The 21,842-nt window shown below is 66.2% G+C and carries 27 protein-coding genes; 19 read left to right on the top strand and 8 right to left on the bottom strand.

The window, feature by feature from the left end; translation table 11 throughout:
• Positions 1–90 precede the first annotated feature (90 nt).
• Positions 91–1,206: a DNA polymerase III subunit beta gene (gene dnaN, locus IR187_RS13580; protein ID WP_194955114.1), complete on the bottom strand. Its 1,116-nt coding sequence runs from the start codon at positions 1,204–1,206 to the stop codon at positions 91–93.
• 167 nt (positions 1,207–1,373) lie between these two features.
• Here dnaN and IR187_RS13575 point away from each other — a divergent pair, with 167 nt between their 5' ends.
• Positions 1,374–1,871 (top strand): hypothetical protein, encoded by a 498-nt coding sequence (locus tag IR187_RS13575; protein ID WP_194955113.1) that lies wholly within the window; start codon positions 1,374–1,376, stop codon positions 1,869–1,871.
• A gap of 4 nt (positions 1,872–1,875) precedes the next feature.
• Here IR187_RS13575 and IR187_RS13570 read toward each other — a convergent pair whose 3' ends face one another.
• Positions 1,876–2,760 (bottom strand): LysR family transcriptional regulator, encoded by an 885-nt coding sequence (locus IR187_RS13570; protein WP_194955112.1) that lies wholly within the window; start codon positions 2,758–2,760, stop codon positions 1,876–1,878.
• Positions 2,761–2,910: 150 nt separating this feature from the next.
• Between IR187_RS13570 and IR187_RS13565 the strand changes: the two genes are divergently transcribed.
• The 4 genes from IR187_RS13565 (at position 2,911) to IR187_RS13550 (ending at position 5,993) form a co-directional block, all read left to right on the top strand.
• Positions 2,911–3,240, top strand: a complete 330-nt coding sequence (locus tag IR187_RS13565; RefSeq protein WP_194955111.1) for a UrcA family protein — start codon at positions 2,911–2,913, stop codon at positions 3,238–3,240.
• A 149-nt stretch (positions 3,241–3,389) separates the two neighbouring features.
• The gene (gene rlmN, locus IR187_RS13560; protein ID WP_194955110.1) at positions 3,390–4,640 is read left to right on the top strand and encodes a 23S rRNA (adenine(2503)-C(2))-methyltransferase RlmN; all 1,251 of its coding nucleotides are present in this window, start codon (positions 3,390–3,392) and stop codon (positions 4,638–4,640) included.
• Between the two features lie 239 nt (positions 4,641–4,879).
• The gene (locus IR187_RS13555) at positions 4,880–5,338 is read left to right on the top strand and encodes an outer membrane protein (RefSeq protein ID WP_194955109.1); all 459 of its coding nucleotides are present in this window, start codon (positions 4,880–4,882) and stop codon (positions 5,336–5,338) included.
• A gap of 331 nt (positions 5,339–5,669) precedes the next feature.
• Positions 5,670–5,993 (top strand): YnfA family protein, encoded by a 324-nt coding sequence (locus IR187_RS13550; RefSeq protein ID WP_194955108.1) that lies wholly within the window; start codon positions 5,670–5,672, stop codon positions 5,991–5,993.
• Between the two features lie 18 nt (positions 5,994–6,011).
• On the opposite strand, the gene IR187_RS13545 is transcribed toward IR187_RS13550, so the two are convergent.
• A complete protein-coding gene (locus IR187_RS13545; protein ID WP_228765942.1) occupies positions 6,012–6,701 on the bottom strand; it encodes an arylesterase in 690 nt (229 codons plus the stop codon).
• 73 nt (positions 6,702–6,774) lie between these two features.
• Here IR187_RS13545 and IR187_RS13540 point away from each other — a divergent pair, with 73 nt between their 5' ends.
• Entirely contained in the window at positions 6,775–7,446 is a 672-nt protein-coding gene (locus IR187_RS13540) for an ABC transporter ATP-binding protein (protein WP_194955106.1), read from the top strand.
• 160 nt (positions 7,447–7,606) lie between these two features.
• Positions 7,607–10,108, top strand: a complete 2,502-nt coding sequence (locus tag IR187_RS13535; RefSeq protein ID WP_194955105.1) for an ABC transporter permease — start codon at positions 7,607–7,609, stop codon at positions 10,106–10,108.
• Here IR187_RS13535 and IR187_RS13530 read toward each other — a convergent pair.
• The 5 genes from IR187_RS13530 to thrS are packed head-to-tail and all read right to left on the bottom strand — an operon-like array spanning position 10,105 to position 15,629.
• Positions 10,105–10,848, bottom strand: coding sequence for a sulfite exporter TauE/SafE family protein (locus IR187_RS13530; protein ID WP_228765941.1), 744 nt, complete (start codon positions 10,846–10,848; stop codon positions 10,105–10,107). The two genes, IR187_RS13535 and IR187_RS13530, sit on opposite strands and share 4 nt — an antisense overlap.
• Before the next feature lie 59 nt (positions 10,849–10,907).
• Complete coding sequence (locus tag IR187_RS13525) at positions 10,908–12,068, bottom strand: hypothetical protein (RefSeq protein WP_194955103.1); 1,161 nt, start codon at positions 12,066–12,068, stop codon at positions 10,908–10,910.
• A 9-nt stretch (positions 12,069–12,077) separates the two neighbouring features.
• Complete coding sequence (locus IR187_RS13520) at positions 12,078–12,782, bottom strand: helix-turn-helix domain-containing protein (RefSeq protein WP_194955102.1); 705 nt, start codon at positions 12,780–12,782, stop codon at positions 12,078–12,080.
• The gene (locus tag IR187_RS13515; protein WP_228765940.1) at positions 12,775–13,632 is read right to left on the bottom strand and encodes a metallophosphoesterase; all 858 of its coding nucleotides are present in this window, start codon (positions 13,630–13,632) and stop codon (positions 12,775–12,777) included. Before IR187_RS13515 ends, IR187_RS13520 begins: the two co-directional genes overlap by 8 nt.
• Positions 13,629–15,629 (bottom strand): threonine--tRNA ligase, encoded by a 2,001-nt coding sequence (thrS, locus tag IR187_RS13510; protein ID WP_194955101.1) that lies wholly within the window; start codon positions 15,627–15,629, stop codon positions 13,629–13,631. The genes IR187_RS13515 and thrS overlap by 4 nt, the downstream gene beginning before the upstream one ends.
• Before the next feature lie 148 nt (positions 15,630–15,777).
• Here thrS and IR187_RS13505 point away from each other — a divergent pair, with 148 nt between their 5' ends.
• From IR187_RS13505 to IR187_RS13450, 12 genes are all read left to right on the top strand, one after another.
• Complete coding sequence (locus IR187_RS13505; RefSeq protein WP_194955100.1) at positions 15,778–16,188, top strand: MerC domain-containing protein; 411 nt, start codon at positions 15,778–15,780, stop codon at positions 16,186–16,188.
• 175 nt (positions 16,189–16,363) lie between these two features.
• Complete coding sequence (locus tag IR187_RS13500; RefSeq protein WP_194955099.1) at positions 16,364–16,528, top strand: hypothetical protein; 165 nt, start codon at positions 16,364–16,366, stop codon at positions 16,526–16,528.
• A gap of 3 nt (positions 16,529–16,531) precedes the next feature.
• On the top strand, positions 16,532–16,945 hold the full coding sequence (locus IR187_RS13495) for a hypothetical protein (protein ID WP_194955098.1): 414 nt from the start codon (positions 16,532–16,534) through the stop codon (positions 16,943–16,945).
• Entirely contained in the window at positions 16,942–17,133 is a 192-nt protein-coding gene (locus tag IR187_RS13490) for a helix-turn-helix transcriptional regulator (RefSeq protein ID WP_011541000.1), read from the top strand. Before IR187_RS13495 ends, IR187_RS13490 begins: the two co-directional genes overlap by 4 nt.
• 5 nt (positions 17,134–17,138) lie before the next feature.
• Positions 17,139–18,065, top strand: coding sequence for an alpha/beta fold hydrolase (locus IR187_RS13485; RefSeq protein WP_194955097.1), 927 nt, complete (start codon positions 17,139–17,141; stop codon positions 18,063–18,065).
• 77 nt (positions 18,066–18,142) lie between these two features.
• On the top strand, positions 18,143–18,397 hold the full coding sequence (locus tag IR187_RS13480) for a DUF6356 family protein (protein WP_194955096.1): 255 nt from the start codon (positions 18,143–18,145) through the stop codon (positions 18,395–18,397).
• On the top strand, positions 18,394–19,158 hold the full coding sequence (locus tag IR187_RS13475; RefSeq protein ID WP_194955120.1) for an alpha/beta hydrolase: 765 nt from the start codon (positions 18,394–18,396) through the stop codon (positions 19,156–19,158). Before IR187_RS13480 ends, IR187_RS13475 begins: the two co-directional genes overlap by 4 nt.
• 9 nt (positions 19,159–19,167) lie before the next feature.
• On the top strand, positions 19,168–19,605 hold the full coding sequence (locus IR187_RS13470; protein WP_194955095.1) for an acyl-CoA thioesterase: 438 nt from the start codon (positions 19,168–19,170) through the stop codon (positions 19,603–19,605).
• Between the two features lie 9 nt (positions 19,606–19,614).
• The gene (locus tag IR187_RS13465) at positions 19,615–20,052 is read left to right on the top strand and encodes a VOC family protein (RefSeq protein WP_194955094.1); all 438 of its coding nucleotides are present in this window, start codon (positions 19,615–19,617) and stop codon (positions 20,050–20,052) included.
• A 38-nt stretch (positions 20,053–20,090) separates the two neighbouring features.
• A complete protein-coding gene (locus tag IR187_RS13460; protein WP_324187699.1) occupies positions 20,091–20,471 on the top strand; it encodes a VOC family protein in 381 nt (126 codons plus the stop codon).
• Between the two features lie 69 nt (positions 20,472–20,540).
• Positions 20,541–21,269, top strand: a complete 729-nt coding sequence (gloB, locus tag IR187_RS13455; RefSeq protein ID WP_194955092.1) for a hydroxyacylglutathione hydrolase — start codon at positions 20,541–20,543, stop codon at positions 21,267–21,269.
• Positions 21,270–21,333: 64 nt separating this feature from the next.
• Entirely contained in the window at positions 21,334–21,780 is a 447-nt protein-coding gene (locus tag IR187_RS13450; RefSeq protein ID WP_228765938.1) for a hypothetical protein, read from the top strand.
• The last annotated feature ends 62 nt before the right edge of the window (positions 21,781–21,842 follow it).

The following is a 21,842-nucleotide window of genomic DNA, read 5'->3' as shown; positions in this document are numbered from 1 at the left end:
CATTGCGAGCGCAGCGAAGCAAACCAGAGTAGCGTAAACCGCTCTGGATTGCTTCGCTGCGCTCGCAATGACGGAACTTGTAGCGGGCTCTTAAACCCGCATCGGCATCAGCACATAAAGCGCCGGGCTCTTTTCGCTCTCGCGGATCAGCGTCGGCGCATTGGCGTCGGCGAGGTGCAGTTCGACGCTGTCGCCATCGACCTGCCCCAAAATATCGCTGAGGTAGCGTGCGTTGAAACCGATCTCCATCGCGTCGCTGTCGTAACCCGCCGCCACTTCCTCGGCCGCAGTGCCGTTTTCGGGGCTGGTAACGCTGAGCGTGATGCGGTCCTTGTCGAGCCCGACCTTGACCGCGCGGGTCTTTTCGCTGGCGATCGTCGAGACGCGGTCGACGCCCTGGTACAGGCTTTTCGGATCGACCTTGAGCAGCTTGTCGTTCGCGGTCGGGATGACGCGGCTGTAGTCGGGGAACGTCCCGTCGATCAGTTTCGAGGTCAGGATGGCATTGCCGAGCTGGAACCGGATCTTGCTCGCCGACAGGCTGATTTCGACATTACCCTCGGCTTCGTCGAGCAGCTTGCGGATTTCGGCGACGCATTTGCGCGGCACGATCACGTCGGGCATCCCGGCGGCGCCGTCGGGCCGCGTGACGGTGTAGCGCGCGAGGCGGTGGCCGTCGGTCGCCGCGGCCTTCAGCACCGGTCCGGTCGCGTCCTCGGCGACGTGCAGGAAAATCCCATTGAGGTAATAGCGCGTTTCTTCGGTCGAGATCGCAAAGCGCGTCTTGTCGATGATCTGGATCAACTCCGCCACCGGCAGTTCGAAATTGGTCGGCAAATCGCCCTCGGCGATCACCGGAAAATCGTCGCGCGGCAAGGTCGGCAGGTTGAAGTTCGATCGGCCGGCCTTGACCTGCATCTTGCCCTCGGCAGCGGCCAGGCTGACTTCCGATCCCTCGGGCAGCTTGCGGGCGATTTCAAACAAGGTGTGCGCCGATACGGTGGTCGTGCCAGCGGTTTCGACCTTCGCCGCGATTGTTTCGACGACCTGCAGGTCGAGGTCGGTCGCCATCAATTTGAGCTGGCCCGACGCGTCGGCTTCGATCAGGACGTTCGACAGAATGGGAATCGTATTCCGCCGTTCGACCACGGACTGGACGTGGCCGAGGCTCTTGAGCAGCACCGCGCGTTCGATCGTCGCTTTCATCTTGTTACATCGTCCCTGTACCGTGCGGGAGAAATCCCTGGAGAGTCCGGGCGGACGGGGAAATCCCCCGAATCCCGTCCCCCGAAAATGTCCACCTTCCTTAACGAACGCACCGGCGGGCGCAAGCCATGCTTGCAAAGCATCCCCATTCGCGCAAACGAGGCGCAATGCGGCGCCTGGCCCCTCTTTTCGCAATCGCGGCGATACTGCCGCTGGCCGCCCTGGCGGCGCCGCGTGACGCGCTCGGCGTTTTCGACGGCTGGGGTGCGTTTCGCGACCCGGCCGCTGCGCGCTGCTATGCGATCGCAGCCCCCTCTGCGACGGTCGGGCGGCCCGCGATCAAGGCCTACGCCAGCGTCGGTTACTGGCCGAAATCGCGAATCCGCGGGCAATTCTATGTCCGGCTGTCCAAAGCGCGCGCGGCGAACCGCGACCTCCGCCTGACGATCGGCAGCCGCCGCTTCATCCTGACCGGCAACGGCGCGCACGGCTGGGCCAGCGACGCGCGGATGGATGCCGCGATCATCGCCGCCATGCGATCGGCGCCTAGCATGAGCGTGACGAGCGCCACGCCCGCGGGCGGCGCGATCGCCGACACTTACCGGCTGCGCGGCGCCGCAACCGCCATCGACGCCGCCGCGCTGGGGTGTGCGCGGCTGCGCTGACCGTTCAATGGTCGCGCGCCAGCTTCATCAGTTCCTTCGCCAGAAAATCGAGCACCAGCCGCACCCGCGGGACATGCCGCAACCGTTCGTGGGTCAGCAGCCATAGTCCGGTTGTATCGTCGCTCCGCGGCGGGATGCAGCGGATCAGATCGGGTTCGCGGTCGGCGATAAAGCCCGGCAGGATGGTGAGCCCCATCCCCGAGCGGACCCCGGCGAGCAGCCCGGTGCCGGTGTCATATTTCATCACCACCGATCCTTCGAGGTCATATTGGCGGAGCCACGCCTGATAGGGTTCCCAGACATAGCCGCCACCGCCGATGAAGGGATGCGCCGCCAGTTCGTCGCGCGTGTGCGGAATACCGTGGCGGTCGGCATAATCGCGGCTGCAATAGACGGTCCAGGGATTGTCGGCGATGCGACGCCCGACCAGCCCCGCGCCCGTCGGCTGCTTGCTGTTGCGGATCGCGATGTCGGCGGCTCCTGCCGCCAGGTCGCGCTGGTCGTCGGACGTGTCGAGCTGGATGCGGATCGCCGGATGTTCGGCGCGCAGGTCGCGCAGGATCGGCGGCAAGACGGTCACCGCAAAGATTTCCATCGTCGTCAGGCTGACCGTGCCGCCGGCGTCGCGCGACGTCGCACCTGCCGCTTCGTCAAACCGGTCGGCGGCATCGCGCACCGCCTGCGCACTCGCCAGCATCGCCTCGCCGACCGGGGTCAACGCATAACCCGCCTGCCGTCGCTCGAACAAATTGAGCCCGGTCGCCGCCTCCAGCGCGGCAATCCGGCGCGCGACGGTCGTCTGGCTGACGCGCAACGTTTGTGCCGCCGCCAGCGTGCTGCCTGTTTCCGCCACCGCGAGAAAGGCCTTGAGGTCGTTCCAGTCGTACATGCCGCTTCCTGTGCGCCATAACGCCGACCGCCTCATTCTGCAATTTTGCAGAACGACTGCGCAACATCGTTGCTCCTGCTGTCCCGAGCGATCGCCTATTTCCGATTGGCCGGCTTCCTCCCCTCCTCCGCCGGCCGATGGAGACAGAAGATGACAAAGCTGATGATCCTCGCCGCGCTGACCGCCGTATCGCTCGGTCAGCCCGCCACTGCGCAAACGACGCCCGCCAATCCGGCGATCGCCGTCCAGCACCGCGACCTCGACCTGCGGACCGAGGCGGGAACCAAAAGCCTTGACCGGCGCATCTGGCGCGCGGTCGCCGAAGTGTGCGGCAGCGCATCCGATTTCGACCTCAAGGGCAAGAACGACGTCCGCCAATGCCGCCGCGACACGCTGCGTGTCGCCAGCGCCGAAGCCGATCTGGTGATTGCGGGCGCAACCCGCAGCGAATCCGTCCGCGTCGCAGCGGCCCGGAACTGAGCGGCCACCCCGCCTTGGGGGTGACCGCACCGGGGCCGCGATCAGGGCACGACCGCGGCCCCGGATTTGTCGCAGGCGAACATGGCCCTGCATCGCCATACCGCGCCGAATTGCGCTTTCGGCGCTTCGCCCCTATATGCCCGCCCATCATGCAGATTCCCGGCCATATCGACCCCGTCACGACGGGCACCGTCCCGCTGCGCGGCGGCAACCGCATCGACTTGGTCGGTCTGACCCGCGACGCGATCGGCGGCGTGCTGGTCGAAGCGGGGCTGGATGCAAAGGCGGCGAAGCTGCGCGCCAAGCAGATCTGGCACTGGATGTACCACCGCGGGGTCACCGATTTCGAAGCGATGACCGACATCGCCAAGACGATGCGCCCCTGGCTGACCGACCGCTTCATCATCGGCCGCCCGACGGTGCGCGAGGCGCAGGTGTCCAGCGACGGCACGCGCAAATGGCTGCTCGCCGCCGCCGACGGCCAGGAATATGAGATGGTTTTCATCCCCGACGCCGATCGGGGAACCTTGTGCGTGTCGAGCCAGGTCGGCTGCACATTGAACTGCCGTTTCTGCCACACCGGCACGATGCGGCTGGTGCGCAACCTGGGAGCGGGCGAGATCGTCGGGCAGGTGTTGCTCGCCCGCGACGCGCTCGGCGAATGGCCGAAGGGGACGATGGCCGGTTTCGGTGCCGACCCCGAAGACGACGACGCCGACGACGATGCGGTCGGCCATTACACCGCCGACGGGCGGATGCTCACCAACATCGTGATGATGGGGATGGGCGAGCCGCTCTATAATTTCGACGAGGTCAAGGGCGCGCTCAAGATTGTGATGGACGGCGACGGGCTCGCGCTGTCGAAGCGCCGCATCACGCTGTCGACCAGCGGCGTGGTGCCGATGATGGTGCGCGCGGGCGAAGAGATCGGGGTCAATCTTGCTGTCTCGCTGCATGCGGTGAGCAAGGAAGTGCGCGACGAGATCGTGCCGCTCAACCGGAAATATGGCATCGAGGAACTGCTGCAGGCGTGCGCCGATTATCCCGGCGCAAACAATGCGCGGCGCATCACCTTTGAATATGTCATGCTGAAGGACAAGAATGATAGCGACGCCGATGCGCGCGAGCTCGTCCGGCTGATCAAGCAATACAAGCTACCCGCGAAGGTCAACCTGATCCCCTTCAACCCCTGGCCCGGCGCCCCCTATGAATGCTCGACACCCGATCGCGTGCGCGCGTTCAGCAACCTGATTTTCAAGGCCGGGATTTCGGCGCCGGTGCGCACCCCGCGCGGGCGTGACATCATGGCCGCGTGCGGGCAACTCAAGAGCGCCGCAACCAAGCCGACGCGCGCCGAACTCGACCGGATTGCGGAAGAGAAACAGGCCGCGCTGGGCTGAATCATGCACCCTCCGGCGTTGTCGGATCGCGATCGCCACACCTCAAATCGGCAGTTAAGCGCCAGATTCGGCGCGTTGCGATTGCATACCTATTCTATACTGTGTGGTAAAAATAACACAGGTAAGAAAATTGTCACATTCTGAACGATCCGTTCATTGAAGCGACAGCCGCGAACGCCATTTAGGCGGTGGACCGCGACCCAAAGGGCGTGGCCAGGTAAAAGCAGAAGGAAAACAAAATGAAGAAATTCGCAGTTGCAGCCGCTCTCCTGACGGCCATCGTTGCAACCCCCGCCATGGCTGCCGAAGGCGGCGAAGGCCGCGTCGAAGTGCGCGGCGGCCTGATCACCGGCAACGGCATCGAGGAAGGCACGCTCGGCCTCGCCGCCGGTTATGACTTCGACCTCGGCTCGGCCGCGTTTGTCGGCGCCGAAGTCGCGGGCGACAAGGTGCTCGTCGACGGTGCGGACGTCCAGTTCTCGGCCGGCGGCCGCGTCGGCGCCAAGGTTGGCGCGAACGGCAAGGCCTACATCACCGGCGGCTACACCTTCAGCGACATCGACGATCCCTATGTCGGCGCGGGTTACCAGCACAAGCTGGGCCAGAACCTGTACGCCAAGGCCGAATATCGCCACCAGTTCATCAGCAACTTCGGCGACTTCGACACCTTTGTCGCGGGCGTCGGCTTCGCGTTCTGATTTTTCGGAAGCAACGATAAAGAAGGAAGGGGCGGCCGATTGGTCGCCCCTTTTTTGTCGGGCGAGCACGATGGCGGGTAGCGACCGGTTGCGGACTTAAGAAGTCCTCCCCGCTTGCGGGGAGGGGGACCGTCGAAGGCGGTGGAGGGGGTTAGCGGCCTCAAGCTGCGTGGCACAAGGACGCGAGCCCCCTCCGACAGCGCTTCGCGCTGCCACCTCCCCACAAGTGGGGAGGATTTAACGTCCACTCCCCACCCCAAAGCCGACAGCCGCCTACGCCCTCCTTTACAGCCCCCTTCCCTTTCGTCAGGCAACGCGCCACGGTCGGCCGATGACCGCCTTTGCCTATATCGCCGCCGCACTCGCCGAGATCGCGGGTTGTTTTGCCTTCTGGGCGTGGCTCAGGCTTGACAAGCCGGTGTGGTGGCTGGTCCCCGGCATGGCGTCGCTGGCGCTGTTCGCCTATCTGCTCACGCTGGTCGATGCCGAACATGCGGGGCGCACTTACGCCGCCTATGGCGGGGTTTACATCGTCGCCGCGCTGCTGTGGCTGTGGGCGGTCGAAGGCGCCAAACCCGACCGCTGGGACCTGATCGGCGCCGCGGTGTGCCTGGGCGGCGCGGCGATCATCTTGTTCGGGCCGCGGGGGAGTTAGGCGCGACGGACAAGGGCGCTACCCCGCGTCGGGCAGCGCCTGTTCGACCAGCGGCGCCAGCGCCTCGGCCATCACGGACACCCCCTTGGCATTGGGATGCAGGTTGTCGGCCAGCATCAGCGTCCTGTCGGTCACCACATTGTCGAGAATGAAGGGGTAGAAACTCACGCCATATTTTCCCGCCAGTTCGGGAAAGATCGGGTTGAATTTTCTGGCATAATCGCTGCCCATATTGGGCGACGCCATCATGCCGGTCAGCAGCACCGGAATGCCGCGCTTCTTGAGTTCGGCGAGCATCGCGTCGAGATTGGCGCGCGTTTCGTCGGGACCGATGCCGCGCAGCATGTCGTTACCGCCCAGCCCCAGCAACACCAGCGCCGGCTTCACCCGGGCATTGTCCAGAACATAGGCCAGCCGTTGGCGTCCCGCGGCGGTGGTGTCGCCCGACACCCCGGCATTCTGCACCCGCGCCGCCACCCCGTCGGCAAGCAGCGCCGCCTGGAGTTGCGGCGCCAGCCCCTCGTTGGGACCGAGCTGATAGCCGGCGTAAAGGCTGTCGCCGAAGGCGATCACCAGCGGCGCGTCGGCGGGGATTGCCGGAGAGTTTTTCGCCGCGACCTTGTCGCTGGTCGAAGCCGCAGGGGTTTCCGCCGATCCACAGGCGGCAAGCGGTTGGCAAAGCGCCAGCGCCGCACCATATATGGCCAAAGAGCGCCATCCGGCTGTTCGCTTTTCCAAAAGGGTTCTCTCCTTGCCCGACACGCACCGACAATCGCCCGCAATGGCGATCGCCGCCCATAATGTGACGCTCACGCTCGGCAGCGACAAGACCCCGGTCGAAATTTTGCGCGGCGTCGATCTGGAGGTGCCCGCCGGTTCGTCGGTCGCGCTGCTCGGGCCGTCGGGGTCGGGCAAAAGCTCGCTGATGGCGGTGCTGGCGGGACTGGAACGCGCCAATGGCGGCAGCATCCGCGTTGCCGGGCTGGATTTCGCCACGATGGATGAGGACGAACTGGCGCGCGCGCGGCGCGGCCGTATCGGCATCGTGCTCCAAGCCTTTCATTTGCTCCCGACGATGACCGCACTCGAAAATGTCGCTGTGCCGCTCGAACTGGCAGGGCTCACCGATCCCTTCGGGCGCGCCGCTGCCGAACTCGAAGCGGTCGGGCTGGGTCACCGGCTGACCCATTATCCGGCGCAGCTGTCGGGCGGCGAGCAGCAGCGCGTCGCGATTGCGCGCGCGATGGCGAGCGAGCCCGCGATCATCTTTGCCGACGAGCCGACGGGCAATCTCGACACCGCGACCGGCCATGCGATCATCGAACTGATCTTCGCCCGCCGCGCCGCGCTCGGCGCGACCCTGCTCATCATCACCCACGATCCCGAACTGGCCGAACATTGCGACCGCGTCGTCGTGATGCACGACGGGAAAATCGAAGAGCGGGCAACGTGAAGGTTGAACGCAGCAAATCCTCCCTGTGGCGCAGCCATGGGGAGGTGGCAGCGCGCAGCGCTGACGGAGGGGCTATCGCGCAACCGTCGCAAGGCCCCTCCACCATCTGCTTCGCAGACGGTCCCCCTCCCCATCGCTTTGCGAAAGGGAGGATCGGCTGATGCTCCCCCTTGCCTCGCTCTGGCGGATCGCGCGCCGCGACCTTGCCACGCGCATCCGCGGGCTGCGCCTGCTTGCCGTCTGCCTGTTCCTGGGTGTTGCGACGCTGGCCGCGATCGGCAGCCTGACGCGCGGGATCACCAGCGAGCTCGAGGTGCGCGGGCAGACCATTTTGGGCGGCGATATCGAATTCGGCATCCCGCAGCGCGAAGCCACGGCCGAAGAAATGGCGGCGTTCCGCCGGGCGGGCGAAACCTCGTCCACCGTGCGGATGCGCGCGATGGCCAACGCGCCCGAGGGTGACGCGCTGTTGTCCGAACTGAAAGCGGTCGATGGCGCTTACCCGCTCTATGGCACGATGCGACTGGAAAGCGGCACCCGCCGGGGTCCGCCGCCGCAGGATGCGATCTGGGTCGGCAAAGATCTGGCATCGCGTCTCGACCTGAAGGTCGGCGAGCGAGTGAAGTTTGGCGAAAAAGCGTTCCGGATCGACGGCATCATTGCCGAAGAGCCCGACCGGCTGGGCGAAGGATTCACGCTTGGCCCGGTCGCCATCATCGGTCTGGCCGACCTGCCCGCCACGCAGCTGATCCAGCCGGGAAGCCTGTTCGAAAGCAAATATCGCGTCCGGCTGCCCGACGGTGCCAATCCCGAAGCCGTCGGCAAGGCGTTGACCACAGAATTTCCCGGCGCCGGCTGGGACATAACCGACCGCAGCAACGGCGCACCCGGCACGCGCCGCTTCATCGAACGCATGGGCCAGTTCCTCTCGCTCGTCGGGCTCGCCGCGCTGGTCATCGCAGGCATCGGCGTCGGCAATGGCGTCGCCAGCTACCTGGCGGGCAAGCGGCCGGGTCTTGCGACGCTGAAAGTATTGGGCGCCGACAGCGGCACGGTTGCGCGCATCTATGGCCTCCAGATTCTCGCCGTTGCCGCCATATCGATCCTCGCCGGGCTGATCGTCGGCGCGCTCGCCCCCGCGCTGATCGGCGCGATTGCCGGCGATGTGCTGCCGGTGAAACCGGGCATCGCCATCTATCCGCTGCCGCTGGCGGTCAGTGCAGCCTATGGCTTGCTGATCGCGATCGCCTTTGCACTGCCGCCGCTGGCCGCGACGCGCAACGTCCCCGCCGCCGGGCTGTACCGCGCCACCGTCAGCGGCCCGGCGCGCATCGACCGCCGCACCCTGGTCGCGGTCGCGGCGGCGCTGGTGGCGATCATCGCGCTCGCCGTCGGCACTGCGCGCGAACCGTTGTTCGCGCTCGGCTTCGTCGGTGCCGCAATCGGCCTGCTGCTTGTTCTGGTCGCGCTCGGCTGGCTGGTACGCACCACCGCCAGCCGCCTGCCCCGCCCGCGCCGCCCGCTGCTCCGCCTGGCGCTCGCCAATCTCCACCGGCCCGGCGCAGCGACGGGCGCGCTGGTGGTCGCGCTTGGGCTGGGGCTGACGCTGTTCGTCACGCTCGCCGCGATCCAGACCAGCATCACCAACGAAATTTCGCGTACCGTACCGCAACGCGCGCCAAGCTTCTTTGTTCTCGACGTGCCGCGCGACGGCGCGACACAGTTCCGGTCGATAGTGACCAGGGCCGCCCCCGACGCGCAGATCAACATGATCCCCGCGCTGCGCGGCAGCGTCACCGAGTTTCGCGGCCAGCGCGTCGACGAACTCGCCGAATTGCCCGAAGGCGCGTGGGTGCTGCGCGGCGACCGCGGCCTGACCTACAGCCCCGTCCTGCCGAGCGGCAGCGAGCTGGTTAGCGGAGCGTGGTGGCCCGCCGATTATGCCGGTTCGCCGCTGGTCAGCGTCGAACAGGAGGTGGCGAAGTCGCTCGGGCTCAAGATCGGCGACACCTTGTCGGTCAATGTTCTGGGGGTCGAGGTACAGGCAAAGGTCGCATCCTTCCGCACCGTCAACTGGGACAATTTCGGGCTCAACTATGTGCTGGTCTTTTCCCCCGGCACCTTCGACGCCGCCCCGCACAACATGGTCGCAACCGTCGCGGTCGGCGATGCGGCGGAGGCCGAACTCGCGCGCAGCATCCCGCGTGCCTTTCCCTCGGCATCGCTGATCGCAGTCCGCGACGTCGTGAGCCAGGTGACATTGCTCCTCACCCAAATGAGCCAGGCGATCGCCGCCGCCGCCAGCATCGCGATTCTGGCCGGTATCGCGGTGCTGATCGGCGCCATCGCTGCCAGCCGCGAACGGCGCGTTTATGACAGCGTGATCCTGAAACTGCTCGGCGCGACGCGGCGCCAGATCCTGGGCGCGCAGGCGATGGAATATGCGGTGCTGGCGGCGGTGCTCGCGGTGCTGGCGCTCGCGCTGGGCCTGATCGCGGCGCGCTATGTCGTCGTCAATTTGTTTGAATTCACCTTCGCCCCCGATCCGCTGATCGTCGGCGCGACGCTGGTCGGCGGCGCCGGCCTGTCGTTCCTGATCGGCATTGCAGGAAGCTGGCCCCTGCTGTCGGCGAAACCGGCGCAGGCGCTGCGGAGTCTTTAGTTCAACAGGCGCACCACCGCCGATACCCCGGCGACACCCAGCACGAGCGCGACCATCGCCTGCCAGACATGCGGGGGGACGCGGCCGAAATGGCTGGCGCCGACGCGGTTGCCGAGCCACATCGGCGCGAACAGGACGAGCGCGACGAGGAGCAGCCGCCAGCTGGCAATACCGAGCCACAGCGCGGCGAGCGTTCCGGCGATTGCGGTCATGAAAAAGATCATCAGCATCGACGCGCGCGCGACCTTGGGCTCGACGCGGCGGCGCAGATAAAAGGGCACGACCGGCGGGCCGGGCATCGCGGCAAAGCCGGTGAGGATGCCCGAGGCGATCCCCGTCCCCGCGACCGCAAGCTTGCCGGGCCGGTGCCCCTCCGCCTGTTTGGGAAGCAGCACCGCGACAAAGGCGGCGACCGCCGCGAGCGTGATGAGCAGGCGTGCGACGTCGGCGGGCGTGTGATCGAGCGCGACCATGCCGAGCGGCGTGAGCGCCATCGCGAGCAGCCCGATCGGCAGCGCGGTTGCGCGGTCGGCGTCGGCGACGATCATGCCGATGCCGACCGGACCAATCAGGAGTTGCAGCAATATGCCCATCACCACCGCCTCACCTGGCGGCATGATGAGCCCGAGCAGCGGCACGAGGATGATCGCCATGCCGAACCCGGTAAGCCCGCGGACATAGGCGGCGCCAAAGGTCATCGCGGCGGCGCCGACCAGCGTCAGCGGCGCTAGACCGATCAATTGGGACAATCCATTCACCGCGCGGCCGATACCGCAGCGCGGCGGTCCCGCCTAGCCCCTCAACGAATCGGCCAAAGCGCGTTCACCGGTCGTTCGAGAACCTGCGCCGCGATCGCGTGGAGCCGCGGCGGATCGAAGCGGCCAGCGCGCACTGCTTTCGCCAGCCACGCCTCGATCGACCCACCGGTTTCGGTCCACCGGTCCTGCCGCAGCATTCCGTAGATCGCGCCCGCAAGCACATGGATGCCGTCGTCGGCCTTGCGCCAGCGGTCGGCGGGGTTGCGCGCAACACCCAGCGCCTCGCTGATAAGCTGATCGAGCGCCTGCGCCATATCCTCGTCGAGCATCCCCTCGAGCGTCGTGTAGCCCCATTGGGGATCATGGTCGGCGACGATACGCGGGATCAGCGGGTCTTTGGCGAGCAGCGCCAGCGCCGCGGTTGCCGCGGGCCCGTCCATCGGCATCGGCGGGTGCAGCATCTCGTGCGCCGCGATGCGGACGGTGGTCGCGGTATCGTAATCGGCGGCCTGCAGGAAGGTCTGGCCCTGCATCTTGACGCCATGCGGTTTGGAAAAGGCGAGCAGCACGATGTTGATGACAGGATCAAAAGTGCGACCGGTCAGCTTTTCCTGCCAGTGGATGACGTCATAGCTTGCGAGCGCGCGCTGCACTTCGGTGATCCGACCGTCGAAGCCGGCGCCGATCGCTTCGCGGTGGAAGGCAGGAAATCCGGCCTCGCGCATCGCCGCGAAGATGCGGGCGAGGCGCGCGGACTGCGCTCGCAGCCACGCCCATTCCTCGGCCGACCCGTTGGGGTTAGCCGCGTAGCTGGGCCTCAGCCGCGCGTCGGGGTCGGCGAGCAGCGCGATCACCGAATCGAGTGTCGTCACCCCCGCACCGCTCAGCGCATTGGCAAGTTTCGGCCAAAGCAGGCCAAAGGGCGACTGGTCCGATTCGTCGGCGAGTCGCGGGATGTCGGCGCGAATGGCGGCGGGCAAGCGGGGTGCGAAAGCGTCGGCTTCGGCCGTATAATAGTTCAGATAAAGGTCGCGGCCGCACAGCGGGCCAAGAAACGCAATGGCGTCATAGCCCTCCGACCCGGTGACGTTCCAGCGTGTGCGCATCGGGGGCTTGTTGCCCTGCGCGACGGCGGGAAGCGCGGGAAGGAACGAGAACGCGGGTGCGGCGAGCGCGGCGGCTAGGAGATGTCGGCGATGCATGGCCGCTGACTAGCTGCACCGCACCCCGCTGGCTTGAACGGACTTTGCCCGCAGCCGCACGGGCGGCAACCCGGTCATCGCGGCCACTGCACGCGCCAGATGCGCCTGATCGGCGAACCCCTGCTCGGCGGCGAGATCGGCGAGCGTGCCGCGCCATCCGTGCAAACCAGCCAGGGCGCGCCGCGTCCGCGCCTCGAGCCGGAAGCGTTTGGGGCTGGTGCCATAGGCGCGCGCAAAACCGCGGCTGACCGACGCGGGATCGAGGCCGACGCTGCGCGCCCATGGTGTGATCGCAAGGTCGGGGTCGGTGCGCAGCGCTGCGGCGAGCAGGTCGGGCCAGTCGGCGTGCCGCACGCTGCTCGTCCGGAACCGCTCGGCAACGAACGCCGCCGCAGCGCGCGGGTCGCGCTCGGCCAGCCGCGCCGCCATGTCGAGATCGTCGATCGTGCCGACGCCGGGCGCCAGTCCCGGCACTTTGGGCAGGTTCAGCACCTCCGCCCCGCGCGCCCCGAAACGGTCGAGATGCGCGGTCCAGCACCCGTGAACCACGACCATGCCGGGCCGCACCGCAAACCGCCCCGCGTCGCCCGCCTCTTCATATCCGCCGCCGAGCACGACCGCGATATAGCCCTCGGCGTGACGATGCCGTGGCAGACGCTCGTCCGGAGCGTGGCGGCCGATTCCCGCGAGACCTGGCAGCGCAGAACTACCCATCGGGCGTGACCCGGGGACCGAGCGTAACCAGCCAGACGTCGGGCGGCGTCAGGAAGCGGAGCGGCAGAATGCTGGTTCCGAGTCCCGCCCCGACAAAAATGCGCTGGCCGTACTCGGTCATGTCACCGCACGCGAACCGATCACCGTAGCGCGACACATAGGTGATTGCGCCGACGAACGGAAAACGGATCTGGCCGCAATGGGTATGCCCGGCAAACACGCCCGCGACCGGACGGCGGATGGCGGGTATGACATCGGGGCTGTGCGACACGATCAAGGGCACTCCAGAACCCAGCGCGTCCATCGCCGCCAGCGTTTTCGGCACATCGTCATGGCCTGAATAGTCGTCGTCAATCCCGCCGACAATCAGCGGGCCGAGTTTGATTGTCTCGTTCTGGAGTACGCGCACGCCCAACCGCTCGAGTTCGTCGCGAAGCGCATCGGGAGCGAACCAGTGATCATGGTTGCCGGGGGTGACGACGACGCCAAGCGGCGCGTGCAGCTCTGCGAGCGGAGCGACAACGTCACGCGGCGTATATATGCGCGTCGCCAACCGCTTTTCACTGACAAGATCGCCCGCAACCAGCACGAGATCGGGCCGCAGCCGGTTGAGTCCAGCCATAATGCGCGCCAGCCGTTCGGGCGGCATGTCCGGGCCCGCGACATGCGTGTCAGAAAGCAGCAGAATGCGGAGCGGTGGCTGTCCTTCAGGCCAAGCCGTGACCCCGACCGTCGCTGTGCGCACGACCGGGTCGCGCGTTGCGTTCCAATAGCCGCGCGCGAGCAGCGCAAAGCCGAGCACTGCCAGAAGCGCCAGCCACCACAACCAGCGCCGCCGCTTCGCGTTCAAGCCCTAAGGTCCGGCGGGGTCGCTTCGGCCTTCAGCATCGCCATCGCTTCGGCGAGCGGCATGATGCGCTGGCCGTCCTGGCCGAGCGTGCGGATCGCGACCGTGCCTTCCTCGGCTTCGCGTTTGCCGACGACGAGGAGGTACGGGACTTTGGCGAGGCTGTGTTCGCGCACTTTGTAGTTGATCTTTTCATTGCGCAGGTCGCTGTCGGTGCGGATGCCCGCAGCAGTAAGTTGGGCGACCGCGTCCTTGGCATAGTCGTCGGCGTCGCTGACGATTGTTGCGACCACCGCCTGCACCGGCGCGAGCCAGGTCGGGAAACGACCCGCGAAATGCTCGATCAAAATGCCGATGAAACGCTCGTAGCTGCCGAAGATCGCGCGGTGGAGCATCACCGGGCGATGCCGCTCGCCATCCTCGCCGATATACGAGGCGTCGAGGCGATCGGGGAGCACGCGGTCGGACTGAATCGTCCCGACCTGCCACGTCCGGCCGATCGCGTCGGTGAGGTGCCATTCGAGCTTGGGTGCATAGAAGGCGCCTTCGCCGGGCAGTTCTTCCCAGCCATATTGCTCGGTCGCAAGGCCCGCCTCGATCACCGCGTTGCGCAGCTCATCCTCGGACTTGTCCCACATCTCTTCGGTTCCGAAGCGCTTTTCGGGGCGCAGCGCGAGCTTGATCGCATAGTCGAAACCGAAATCCTTGTAGATGCGGTCGGCGAGCGCGCAGAAGTTGCGCACTTCCTCGACGATCTGATCCTCGCGGCAAAAGATATGCGCATCGTCCTGCGTGAACTGGCGCACGCGCATCAGGCCGTGCAGCGCGCCGTGCGGTTCGTTGCGGTGGCAGCAGCCATTTTCGTAGAGGCGCAGCGGCAGGTCGCGATAGCTTTTCATGCCCTGGCGGAAGATCAGCACATGCGCCGGGCAGTTCATCGGCTTCAGCGCCATCCACTCGGCAGCGTCGGAGACGATCGGACCTTCATCCTCGATATTCGGCACCTCGTCGGGGATGACGAACATATTTTCGCGATATTTGCCCCAATGCCCCGACTGTTCCCACTGGCGCGCGTCCATCACCTGCGGCGTCTTGACCTCGCGATAGCCCGCCGCATCGATCGCGCGGCGCATATAGGCCTCGAGCTCGCGCCACACGACGAAGCCATTGGGGTGCCAGAAGACCGAGCCATGCGCCTCCTGTTGCAGGTGGAACAGGTCCATGTCCTGCCCCAGTCGGCGATGGTCGCGCTTCGCCGCCTCCTCCAGCCGCACGAGATGCTCGGCAAGCTGCTTCTTGTTGAGCCAGCCGGTGCCATAGATGCGGCTCAACTGCGCATTCTTCTGGTCGCCGCGCCAATAGGCGCCCGACACGCGCGTCAGCTTGAACGCCGCCGGGTCCAGCTTGCCGGTCGAGGCGAGATGCGGGCCGCGGCACATATCCATCCAGCCGTCACCTGAACGATAGACGGTGAGTTCCTCTCCCTCGGGCAATTCGGCGGCCCATTCAGCCTTGAAAGTCTCGCCATCCTTTTGCCAGCGCGCGATCAGCGCGTCGCGGTCCCACACTTCGCGGCGCAGCGGCTTGTCGGCGGCAATGATGCGGCGCATCTCCTCCTCGATCAGCGGCAATTCCTCGTCGCGGAACGGGCCATGCTCGGCGGTCGGCGCGAAGTCGTAATAAAAGCCGTCGCTCGTCGACGGGCCGAAGGTGATCTGGGTACCGGGAAACAGGTTCTGCACCGCCTCCGCCAGCACATGCGCAAAATCGTGGCGCGCGAGTTCGAGCGCGTCGGCCTCGTCCCGGCTCGTCACCAGCGACAGGTTCGTGTCTTCTTCCAGCGGCCGCATGATGTCGCGCAGCTCGCCGTCGATTCTTGCCGCCAGCGCCGCCTTGGCAAGGCCCGGCCCGATGGAGGCCGCGATCTCGGCCGGGGTAGTCCCGCGCGCGACTTCACGGGCAGAGCCATCGGGAAGGGTGACGCGGATCATCTCGGACATCGAAAAAACGGCCTTTCTGGCGGGCTAAAACAGCGCCCCTTTGCCAGCATGCGGTATGGGCGGCAAGGGGGCGGATTCACAACAAGGCTTGAAATGATACATTGTATCATTATGAGGAGGCGCAATCCTCTCCCGTGAAAGAAAATCGATGTGCCTTCCCTCGCCGCGCGCCCGGGCCGCGGATCTCGTCGGCATCGCCTTGTCGTCGGCCTGCCTCGTCCACTGCCTTGCGCTGCCGCTCGCACTGCTCGTCGCGCCTGCGCTTGGCGGCTGGCTCCGTTTGCCCGAATGGCTGCACGCGGCAATCCTGATGCTTGCCCTGCCCGCCGCGCTGATCGCGATGGCCGAAGGCTGGCGCCGCCATCGCCGGGGGACGGCGCCGCTGTTCGCGGCGGCAGGAGTCGGCCTGCTGGCGTTCGGCTTGGCCGCGCATGAGGGATGGCTGACGACCGCCAACCCCGAAACCGCCGATCGTCTCTTCAGTTCGGCGGGGGCCATTGCACTGGTGACGGCGCATTTGCTCAACTGGCGGCAGCGCCATGGCACCGGACATCGCTAGGAACGGGCCGCCGAAAAGCTCGCTGTACCGCCTGCAACGCGCTGACCGGCGTGATCACGAAAGCTGATCGGGTCGCGCCGCGTCAATAGCGCCCTTGTCATTTTGTCAATGTTACTTGACAAATCCGACTCATCATGTCAATGTTCCTTTACTGAATAACAAGGGAGCTTTACCGATGCCACCTCTAATCCGTGCCTTGCTGTGGGCGTCCGCCAGCCTCGCCATTGCCCTCGCGTGGATCGCCGACGCGATTCCGGGGACGGTGGGCAGCATTCTTGTCCTCGTCCTGCCCATCATTATGCTCGCGACCACCCCGCGTGCAGCTTGCCGGAAGGGTTGAGCGATGGCCGCCAACCCCGCGCAGCGCCGGTACGTCGGCCGCATGATCCCGATTTCGCTGGCCTATATCGCGACTGTCATGTTGGCGAGCTGGATCATTCCCGACGATGCCGCGGCGACCCCGCTGACCGTTGCGGTGGCGCTGGTTCCGGCGCTCGCCACTTCGGGCTTTATCTGGGCGATGGCGCGCTACATCGCCGAACTGACCGACGAATATGTCCGGATGCTGGAAATCCGCAAGATGCTGGTTGCGACCGGCCTCACGCTGGCACTGGCAAGCGGCTGGGGCATTTTGGAACTGTTCACCGACGTGCCGCGGGTGCCGCTCTTCTATGTGTTTCCGGTCTGGTGCCTCGGGCTGGCGGTCGGGTCGCTGGTCAACAAGGTGACGATCGGTGACGGCGGACCCTGCCCGTGAAGAACCGCCTCAAAGTCCTGCGCGCCGAGCGCGACTGGAGCCAGCAGGATCTTGCCGACCGGCTGGAGGTGTCGCGCCAGTCGGTCAACGCGATCGAAACGGGCAAATATGACCCTTCGCTGCCGCTCGCCTTTCGCATCGCCGACCTGTTCGGCCTGCCGATCGAAGCCATTTTCCTGAAAGACTGACGATCATGAAAAACCGCATCACCGTCATGGCCGTTCTCGCCCTGCTCGCCGGCCTGATCGCGAGCCCGGCGCACGCCGCCGAGCCCTGTCCGACGGGGCTGGTCGAAGGCAAGCGCATCACCGTGCTGGTCGAGGGCGACGGCCCCGACGTCGTCCTGATCCCCGGCCTGTCGAGCCCGCGCAGCGTATGGGACGCCACCGCCGACCGGCTGAAAGGCTCGCACCGCCTGCACCGCGTCCAGATCCGCGGCTTTGGCGACGCGGCGGGGGTCAATGCCGAGGGGCCGGTGCTCGACCCGATGATGCGCGAGCTTGCCGACTATATCGACGACTGCATCACCGATCAGGGCCGCGCCGCGCCCGCGGTCATCGGCCATTCGATGGGCGGGCTGACCGGGCTGATGATCGCGGCGCGCGCGCCGGGCGAGGTCGGCAAGCTGATGATCGTCGACGCGCTGCCCTTTATCGGCACCCTGTTCGACCCCACCGCGACGGCGGAGAGCATGAAGCCGCAGGCCGAACAGATGGCCGCGATGATGCGCGCGCAATATGGCCAGCCGGTGCCGACGACCCCCGTCACCGATCCCGGCCCGGCCAGCATGGCCGCGGGCATGTCGAACAGCGCCGCCGGACGCACCGCGATCGCCGGCTGGATGCGCCAGGCCGATCCGCGCGTCACGGGGCAGGTGTTTTACGATGTCATGACCACCGACCTGCGCAGCGAACTGGGAGCGGTCGCGGTGCCGGTCACCTTGCTCTATGCGCAGGACGACGCGTTGATGCCGCCAGAGCGCGCCAAGACCGCGTTCGAGCCGCAATATGCGGGGCTCGCCCGCTTCACCCCGCAAATGGTGCCCGGCAGTCGCCACTTCATCATGCTCGACCAGCCCGAAGCCTTTGCCAAGGCAGTCGATGCCTTCCTCACCGAATGAGCACCGGGCGGCAGCCTGCCCTTGCGAGCCGGTCGCCCGCTCGCTAGGGCAGCGGCAGCCGTAAAGGAGCCCTGCCCGTGTTCAAGCGCCTGTTCGTCGATCACCCGAAAAGCGTCAACGAGAACTATATCGAGCATTTCGGCGTCGCGTCGAAATTCGGGGTGACGATGATCTGGGGCGGGCTGTGCGCGCTGGTTCACGCGGTCGTCCCCGGCTGGTGCATCACCACCGGCAGCGATACGATCCAGCGGCTGAACCGGATCATGGTCGAACAGCGGCGCGCCAAAGGTCAGGCCGTCACCCAGATGAACACGATCGACTGGGTGATCTGACCGCGGTGGACACAGCCCCCGAATTTCTGGAGCGCGTCGGTCGGCCGCGGCTGGCGTTTCGCTTCACCCCGGGCACCGGACCAACGATCGTCTTTTTGCCCGGCTATATGTCCGACATGGCGGGCGGCAAGGCGACGGCGCTGTTCGACTGGGCGGCGAGCGAGGGTCAGGCGTGCCTGTTGCTCGACTATGCCGGATGCGGTTTGTCGGACGGGCTGTTCGCCGACCAGACCCTGCTCGACTGGCGCGGTGATGTGCTCGACCTGATCGACGCCAAGGTCGAGGGACCGGTTATCGTCGTCGGATCGTCGATGGGCGGCTGGTTGATGCTGCTGACCGCGCTGGCGCTGGTCCGGCGCGACGGGGCGGGCCGCGTCGCCGGGCTGGTCGGCATCGCGGCGGCGCCCGATTTCACTGCCTGGGGTTTCAGCGATTCCGAAAAGGCGATCATCATGGCCGAGGGGGCGTTGGTCGAGGAAACCCCGTACAGCGACCAGCCCTATGTGACGACGCGCGGCTTTTTCCAGTCGGGCGAGGCGAACCGGTTGCTCGACACCGTCATCCCCCTCGCCTGCCCGGTGCGGCTGCTGCACGGGCAGGAGGATGGCGACGTGCCGTCCGACATCAGCCTGCGCCTGGCGGCAGCGCTCGCCAGCACGGATGTACAGGTCACGCTCGTCAAGGGCGGCGACCACCGCCTGTCGCGCGAGACCGACATCGCGCTGCTGATCGACACCGTCGCGCGGTTCACCAACAGTTAGAGGACAGATATGGCCCGCAGCGACTTCAAATTTCATGTAACCAAGCGCGTGCGCTATGCCGAGATCGACGCGCAGGCGGTGGTGTTCAACAGCCGTTACCTCGAATATTTCGACCTTGGCATCACCGAATATTGGCGCGCCGCGGGCGTTTATGACCGCTGGCCGCAGCGCGACAGCCCCGAATTCCACGTCGCGCGCGCCGAGGTCGATTACAAGGTGCCGATCCTGCTCGACGAGGAAATCGACATTTGCGTACGCGCCTCACGCGTGGGCCGAAGTTCGATGACCTTTTTGTTCGAACTGCATGGCGCGGGCCAAGACGATCTGCGGGCCGCGGGCACGATCGTCAACGTCCATGTCGAGGAAGCGCAAGGGGCAACGGCGCCGGTGCCCGATGAGTTCACATCTTTGTTCGAAGCATTTGAAGGTCGGACGCTTCGCGCCTAATATGGGCGCATGACCAAATATCTTCACACGATGATCCGCGTGTCGGACCCGCAAGCCACCGTCGATTTCTTCAAGCTGATCGGACTGGAGGAAGTGCGCCGTTTCGATAACGAGGCCGGGCGCTTCACGCTCATCTTCCTTGCCGCGCCCGGACAGGCCGGCATCGCCGAGGTCGAGCTGACCTATAATTGGCCGCCGGCGGACGGCAGCACCCCGGAGGAATATACGGGCGGCCGCAATTTCGGCCATCTCGCGTACCGGGTCGACGATATCTACGCGACGTGCCAGCGGCTGATGGACGCAGGGGTGACGATCAACCGCCCGCCACGCGACGGGCATATGGCGTTCGTGCGCTCGCCCGACGGCATTTCGGTCGAGCTGTTGCAGGAAGGCCATCTGCCGCCGCAGGAACCCTGGGCATCGATGCCCAATACAGGCAGCTGGTAGACGTCGCCGCGATGCCCGGGCTGTTGGTCAACATTGATGTGCCCGACCTCGCCGCTGGGGAACGTTTCTATACGAGCGCGCTGGGGCTCACGGTTGCGCGGCGGTTCGACAACGACATCGCCGAACTGACCGGCTGTGAGGTCCCGATCTATTTGATCGCCAAACGCGCCGGGTCGGCGATCGGTCCCGGCGCTGGCGATTTTCGCCGCTACAACCGGCACTGGACGCCGGTCCATCCGGACTTTTCAGTCGCCCGACTGGAAGATGCCGCCCGGCAAGCCGTCGCGGCCGGCGCGGTACAAGAGGGCGAGACATTGGACCTGCCTTATGGCAGACAGGCCATGTTCGCCGACCCTTTCGGCAATGGATTCTGCCTGATCGAGTTCAACGAGCGTGGTTATGACGCCCTGTTGCCCTGAACTTCGCGACCAAGGCTGCGCCGCCACCGCTCCGTCTTGAAAGGGCGCGACGATGGAAAGGAGAAGATCGTGACCGCACTCGACATCGTCCGCATTCCGGTGCTCAGCGACAATTATGTCTGGCTGGTCCACGATGCCGCGAGCGGCGCGACCATGGTCGTCGATCCCGCGGTCGCCGATCCGGTGCTCGCCGCCGCTGCGGCACGTGGCTGGACGATCACCGACATCTGGAACACGCACTGGCATCCCGACCATACCGGCGGCAATGCCGAGATCAAGGAAGCCACGGGCTGTACGATCACCGGACCAGCGGCCGAATATGAACGCATACCGACGCTCGACGTCCGGGTGACGGGCGGCGATACGGTACGGCTGGGCGATCATGTTGCGCAAGTCTGGGACGTCCCTGCGCACACCGCGGGCCACATCGCCTATCATTTCGCCGATGATGCCGCGATCTTTGTCGGCGACACGATGTTCGCGATGGGCTGCGGCCGGCTGTTCGAGGGGACGGCCGAGCAGATGTTCGCGAACATGCAAAAGCTCGGGGCGCTCGACGATGCGACGCGCGTCTATTGCGCCCACGAATATACGCTGTCGAACGCGCGCTTTGCGGTAACCGTCGAGCCCGACAATGACGCGCTCGCCGCGCGGTTGGCGGCGGTCGAAGCGGCGCGCGCCGCAGGTGAAGCGACGGTTCCGACCACCATCGGCGCCGAGCGGGCCACCAATCCCTTCCTGCGCGCGCGCGACGCCGCCGACCTCGGCCGGATCCGCGCGCTGAAGGATGCGGCATGACGCGCCCGCTTCAGCACCCATTCATTTGCCGGGCCTATCCTGTCCCGCTTCAAGGAGCATGTTCATGGCAAAGCTGAATCCGCCGGCCGCGGCCCTGCTGGTCGCGATTGCGCCGCTGCTCGCCAGCTGCGCGCCCGCCGGCACCGCCGAACCGGGCGCCGCGGCCCTAACCCCGCGGCAGGCCGAAAGGCTGGACCGCCAGTTGGCGGGCAAGATCCCCGGCGCCCCGATCAAATGCCTGCCCAATTACCGCAGCAACGACACGATCCGCGTGTCGGACAGCATCCTCTTGTACCGTTCGGGCGGCAATCTGGTGTACCGCAACGACCTGAAAAACAGCTGCCCCGGGCTCGCCCGCGATAGCGATATCATGGTGGTCCGCCAGTTCGGATCGTCGACCTGCGAAGGCGATTTTTTCCATCTGGTCGATCGGTCGAGCGGCATCCGCGGCCCGACCTGTGTCTTTGGCGAATTCGTCCCCTATCGCAAACCGGCGGGGGACGCTGGCTGAACCGGCGGTTCAGTCGCAGGCGGGGACCGGTTTGCGCCGAGTTCTTCGGGTCGCAACCCCGT

The sequence above is a fragment of the Sphingopyxis solisilvae genome (assembly GCF_015475875.1).
GTDB classification, from domain to species: domain Bacteria; phylum Pseudomonadota; class Alphaproteobacteria; order Sphingomonadales; family Sphingomonadaceae; genus Sphingopyxis; species Sphingopyxis solisilvae.
Note: the sequence above shows the minus strand (reverse complement) of the source record. Positions and strands in the feature narration are given on the sequence as shown.

What these genes read in the sequence shown, in the direction of transcription:
- dnaN (WP_194955114.1), bottom strand. Translation starts at nt 1,206, where the DNA reads ATGAAAGCGACGATCGAACGCGCGGTGCTGCTCAAGAGCCTCGGCCAC.
- IR187_RS13575 (WP_194955113.1), top strand. Translation starts at nt 1,374, where the DNA reads ATGCGGCGCCTGGCCCCTCTTTTCGCAATCGCGGCGATACTGCCGCTG.
- IR187_RS13570 (WP_194955112.1), bottom strand. Translation starts at nt 2,760, where the DNA reads ATGTACGACTGGAACGACCTCAAGGCCTTTCTCGCGGTGGCGGAAACA.
- IR187_RS13565 (WP_194955111.1), top strand. Translation starts at nt 2,911, where the DNA reads ATGACAAAGCTGATGATCCTCGCCGCGCTGACCGCCGTATCGCTCGGT.
- rlmN (WP_194955110.1), top strand. Translation starts at nt 3,390, where the DNA reads ATGCAGATTCCCGGCCATATCGACCCCGTCACGACGGGCACCGTCCCG.
- IR187_RS13555 (WP_194955109.1), top strand. Translation starts at nt 4,880, where the DNA reads ATGAAGAAATTCGCAGTTGCAGCCGCTCTCCTGACGGCCATCGTTGCA.
- IR187_RS13550 (WP_194955108.1), top strand. Translation starts at nt 5,670, where the DNA reads ATGACCGCCTTTGCCTATATCGCCGCCGCACTCGCCGAGATCGCGGGT.
- IR187_RS13540 (WP_194955106.1), top strand. Translation starts at nt 6,775, where the DNA reads ATGGCGATCGCCGCCCATAATGTGACGCTCACGCTCGGCAGCGACAAG.
- IR187_RS13535 (WP_194955105.1), top strand. Translation starts at nt 7,607, where the DNA reads ATGCTCCCCCTTGCCTCGCTCTGGCGGATCGCGCGCCGCGACCTTGCC.
- IR187_RS13525 (WP_194955103.1), bottom strand. Translation starts at nt 12,068, where the DNA reads ATGCATCGCCGACATCTCCTAGCCGCCGCGCTCGCCGCACCCGCGTTC.
- IR187_RS13520 (WP_194955102.1), bottom strand. Translation starts at nt 12,782, where the DNA reads ATGGGTAGTTCTGCGCTGCCAGGTCTCGCGGGAATCGGCCGCCACGCT.
- thrS (WP_194955101.1), bottom strand. Translation starts at nt 15,629, where the DNA reads ATGTCCGAGATGATCCGCGTCACCCTTCCCGATGGCTCTGCCCGTGAA.
- IR187_RS13505 (WP_194955100.1), top strand. Translation starts at nt 15,778, where the DNA reads ATGTGCCTTCCCTCGCCGCGCGCCCGGGCCGCGGATCTCGTCGGCATC.
- IR187_RS13500 (WP_194955099.1), top strand. Translation starts at nt 16,364, where the DNA reads ATGCCACCTCTAATCCGTGCCTTGCTGTGGGCGTCCGCCAGCCTCGCC.
- IR187_RS13495 (WP_194955098.1), top strand. Translation starts at nt 16,532, where the DNA reads ATGGCCGCCAACCCCGCGCAGCGCCGGTACGTCGGCCGCATGATCCCG.
- IR187_RS13485 (WP_194955097.1), top strand. Translation starts at nt 17,139, where the DNA reads ATGAAAAACCGCATCACCGTCATGGCCGTTCTCGCCCTGCTCGCCGGC.
- IR187_RS13470 (WP_194955095.1), top strand. Translation starts at nt 19,168, where the DNA reads ATGGCCCGCAGCGACTTCAAATTTCATGTAACCAAGCGCGTGCGCTAT.
- IR187_RS13465 (WP_194955094.1), top strand. Translation starts at nt 19,615, where the DNA reads ATGACCAAATATCTTCACACGATGATCCGCGTGTCGGACCCGCAAGCC.
- IR187_RS13450 (WP_228765938.1), top strand. Translation starts at nt 21,334, where the DNA reads ATGGCAAAGCTGAATCCGCCGGCCGCGGCCCTGCTGGTCGCGATTGCG.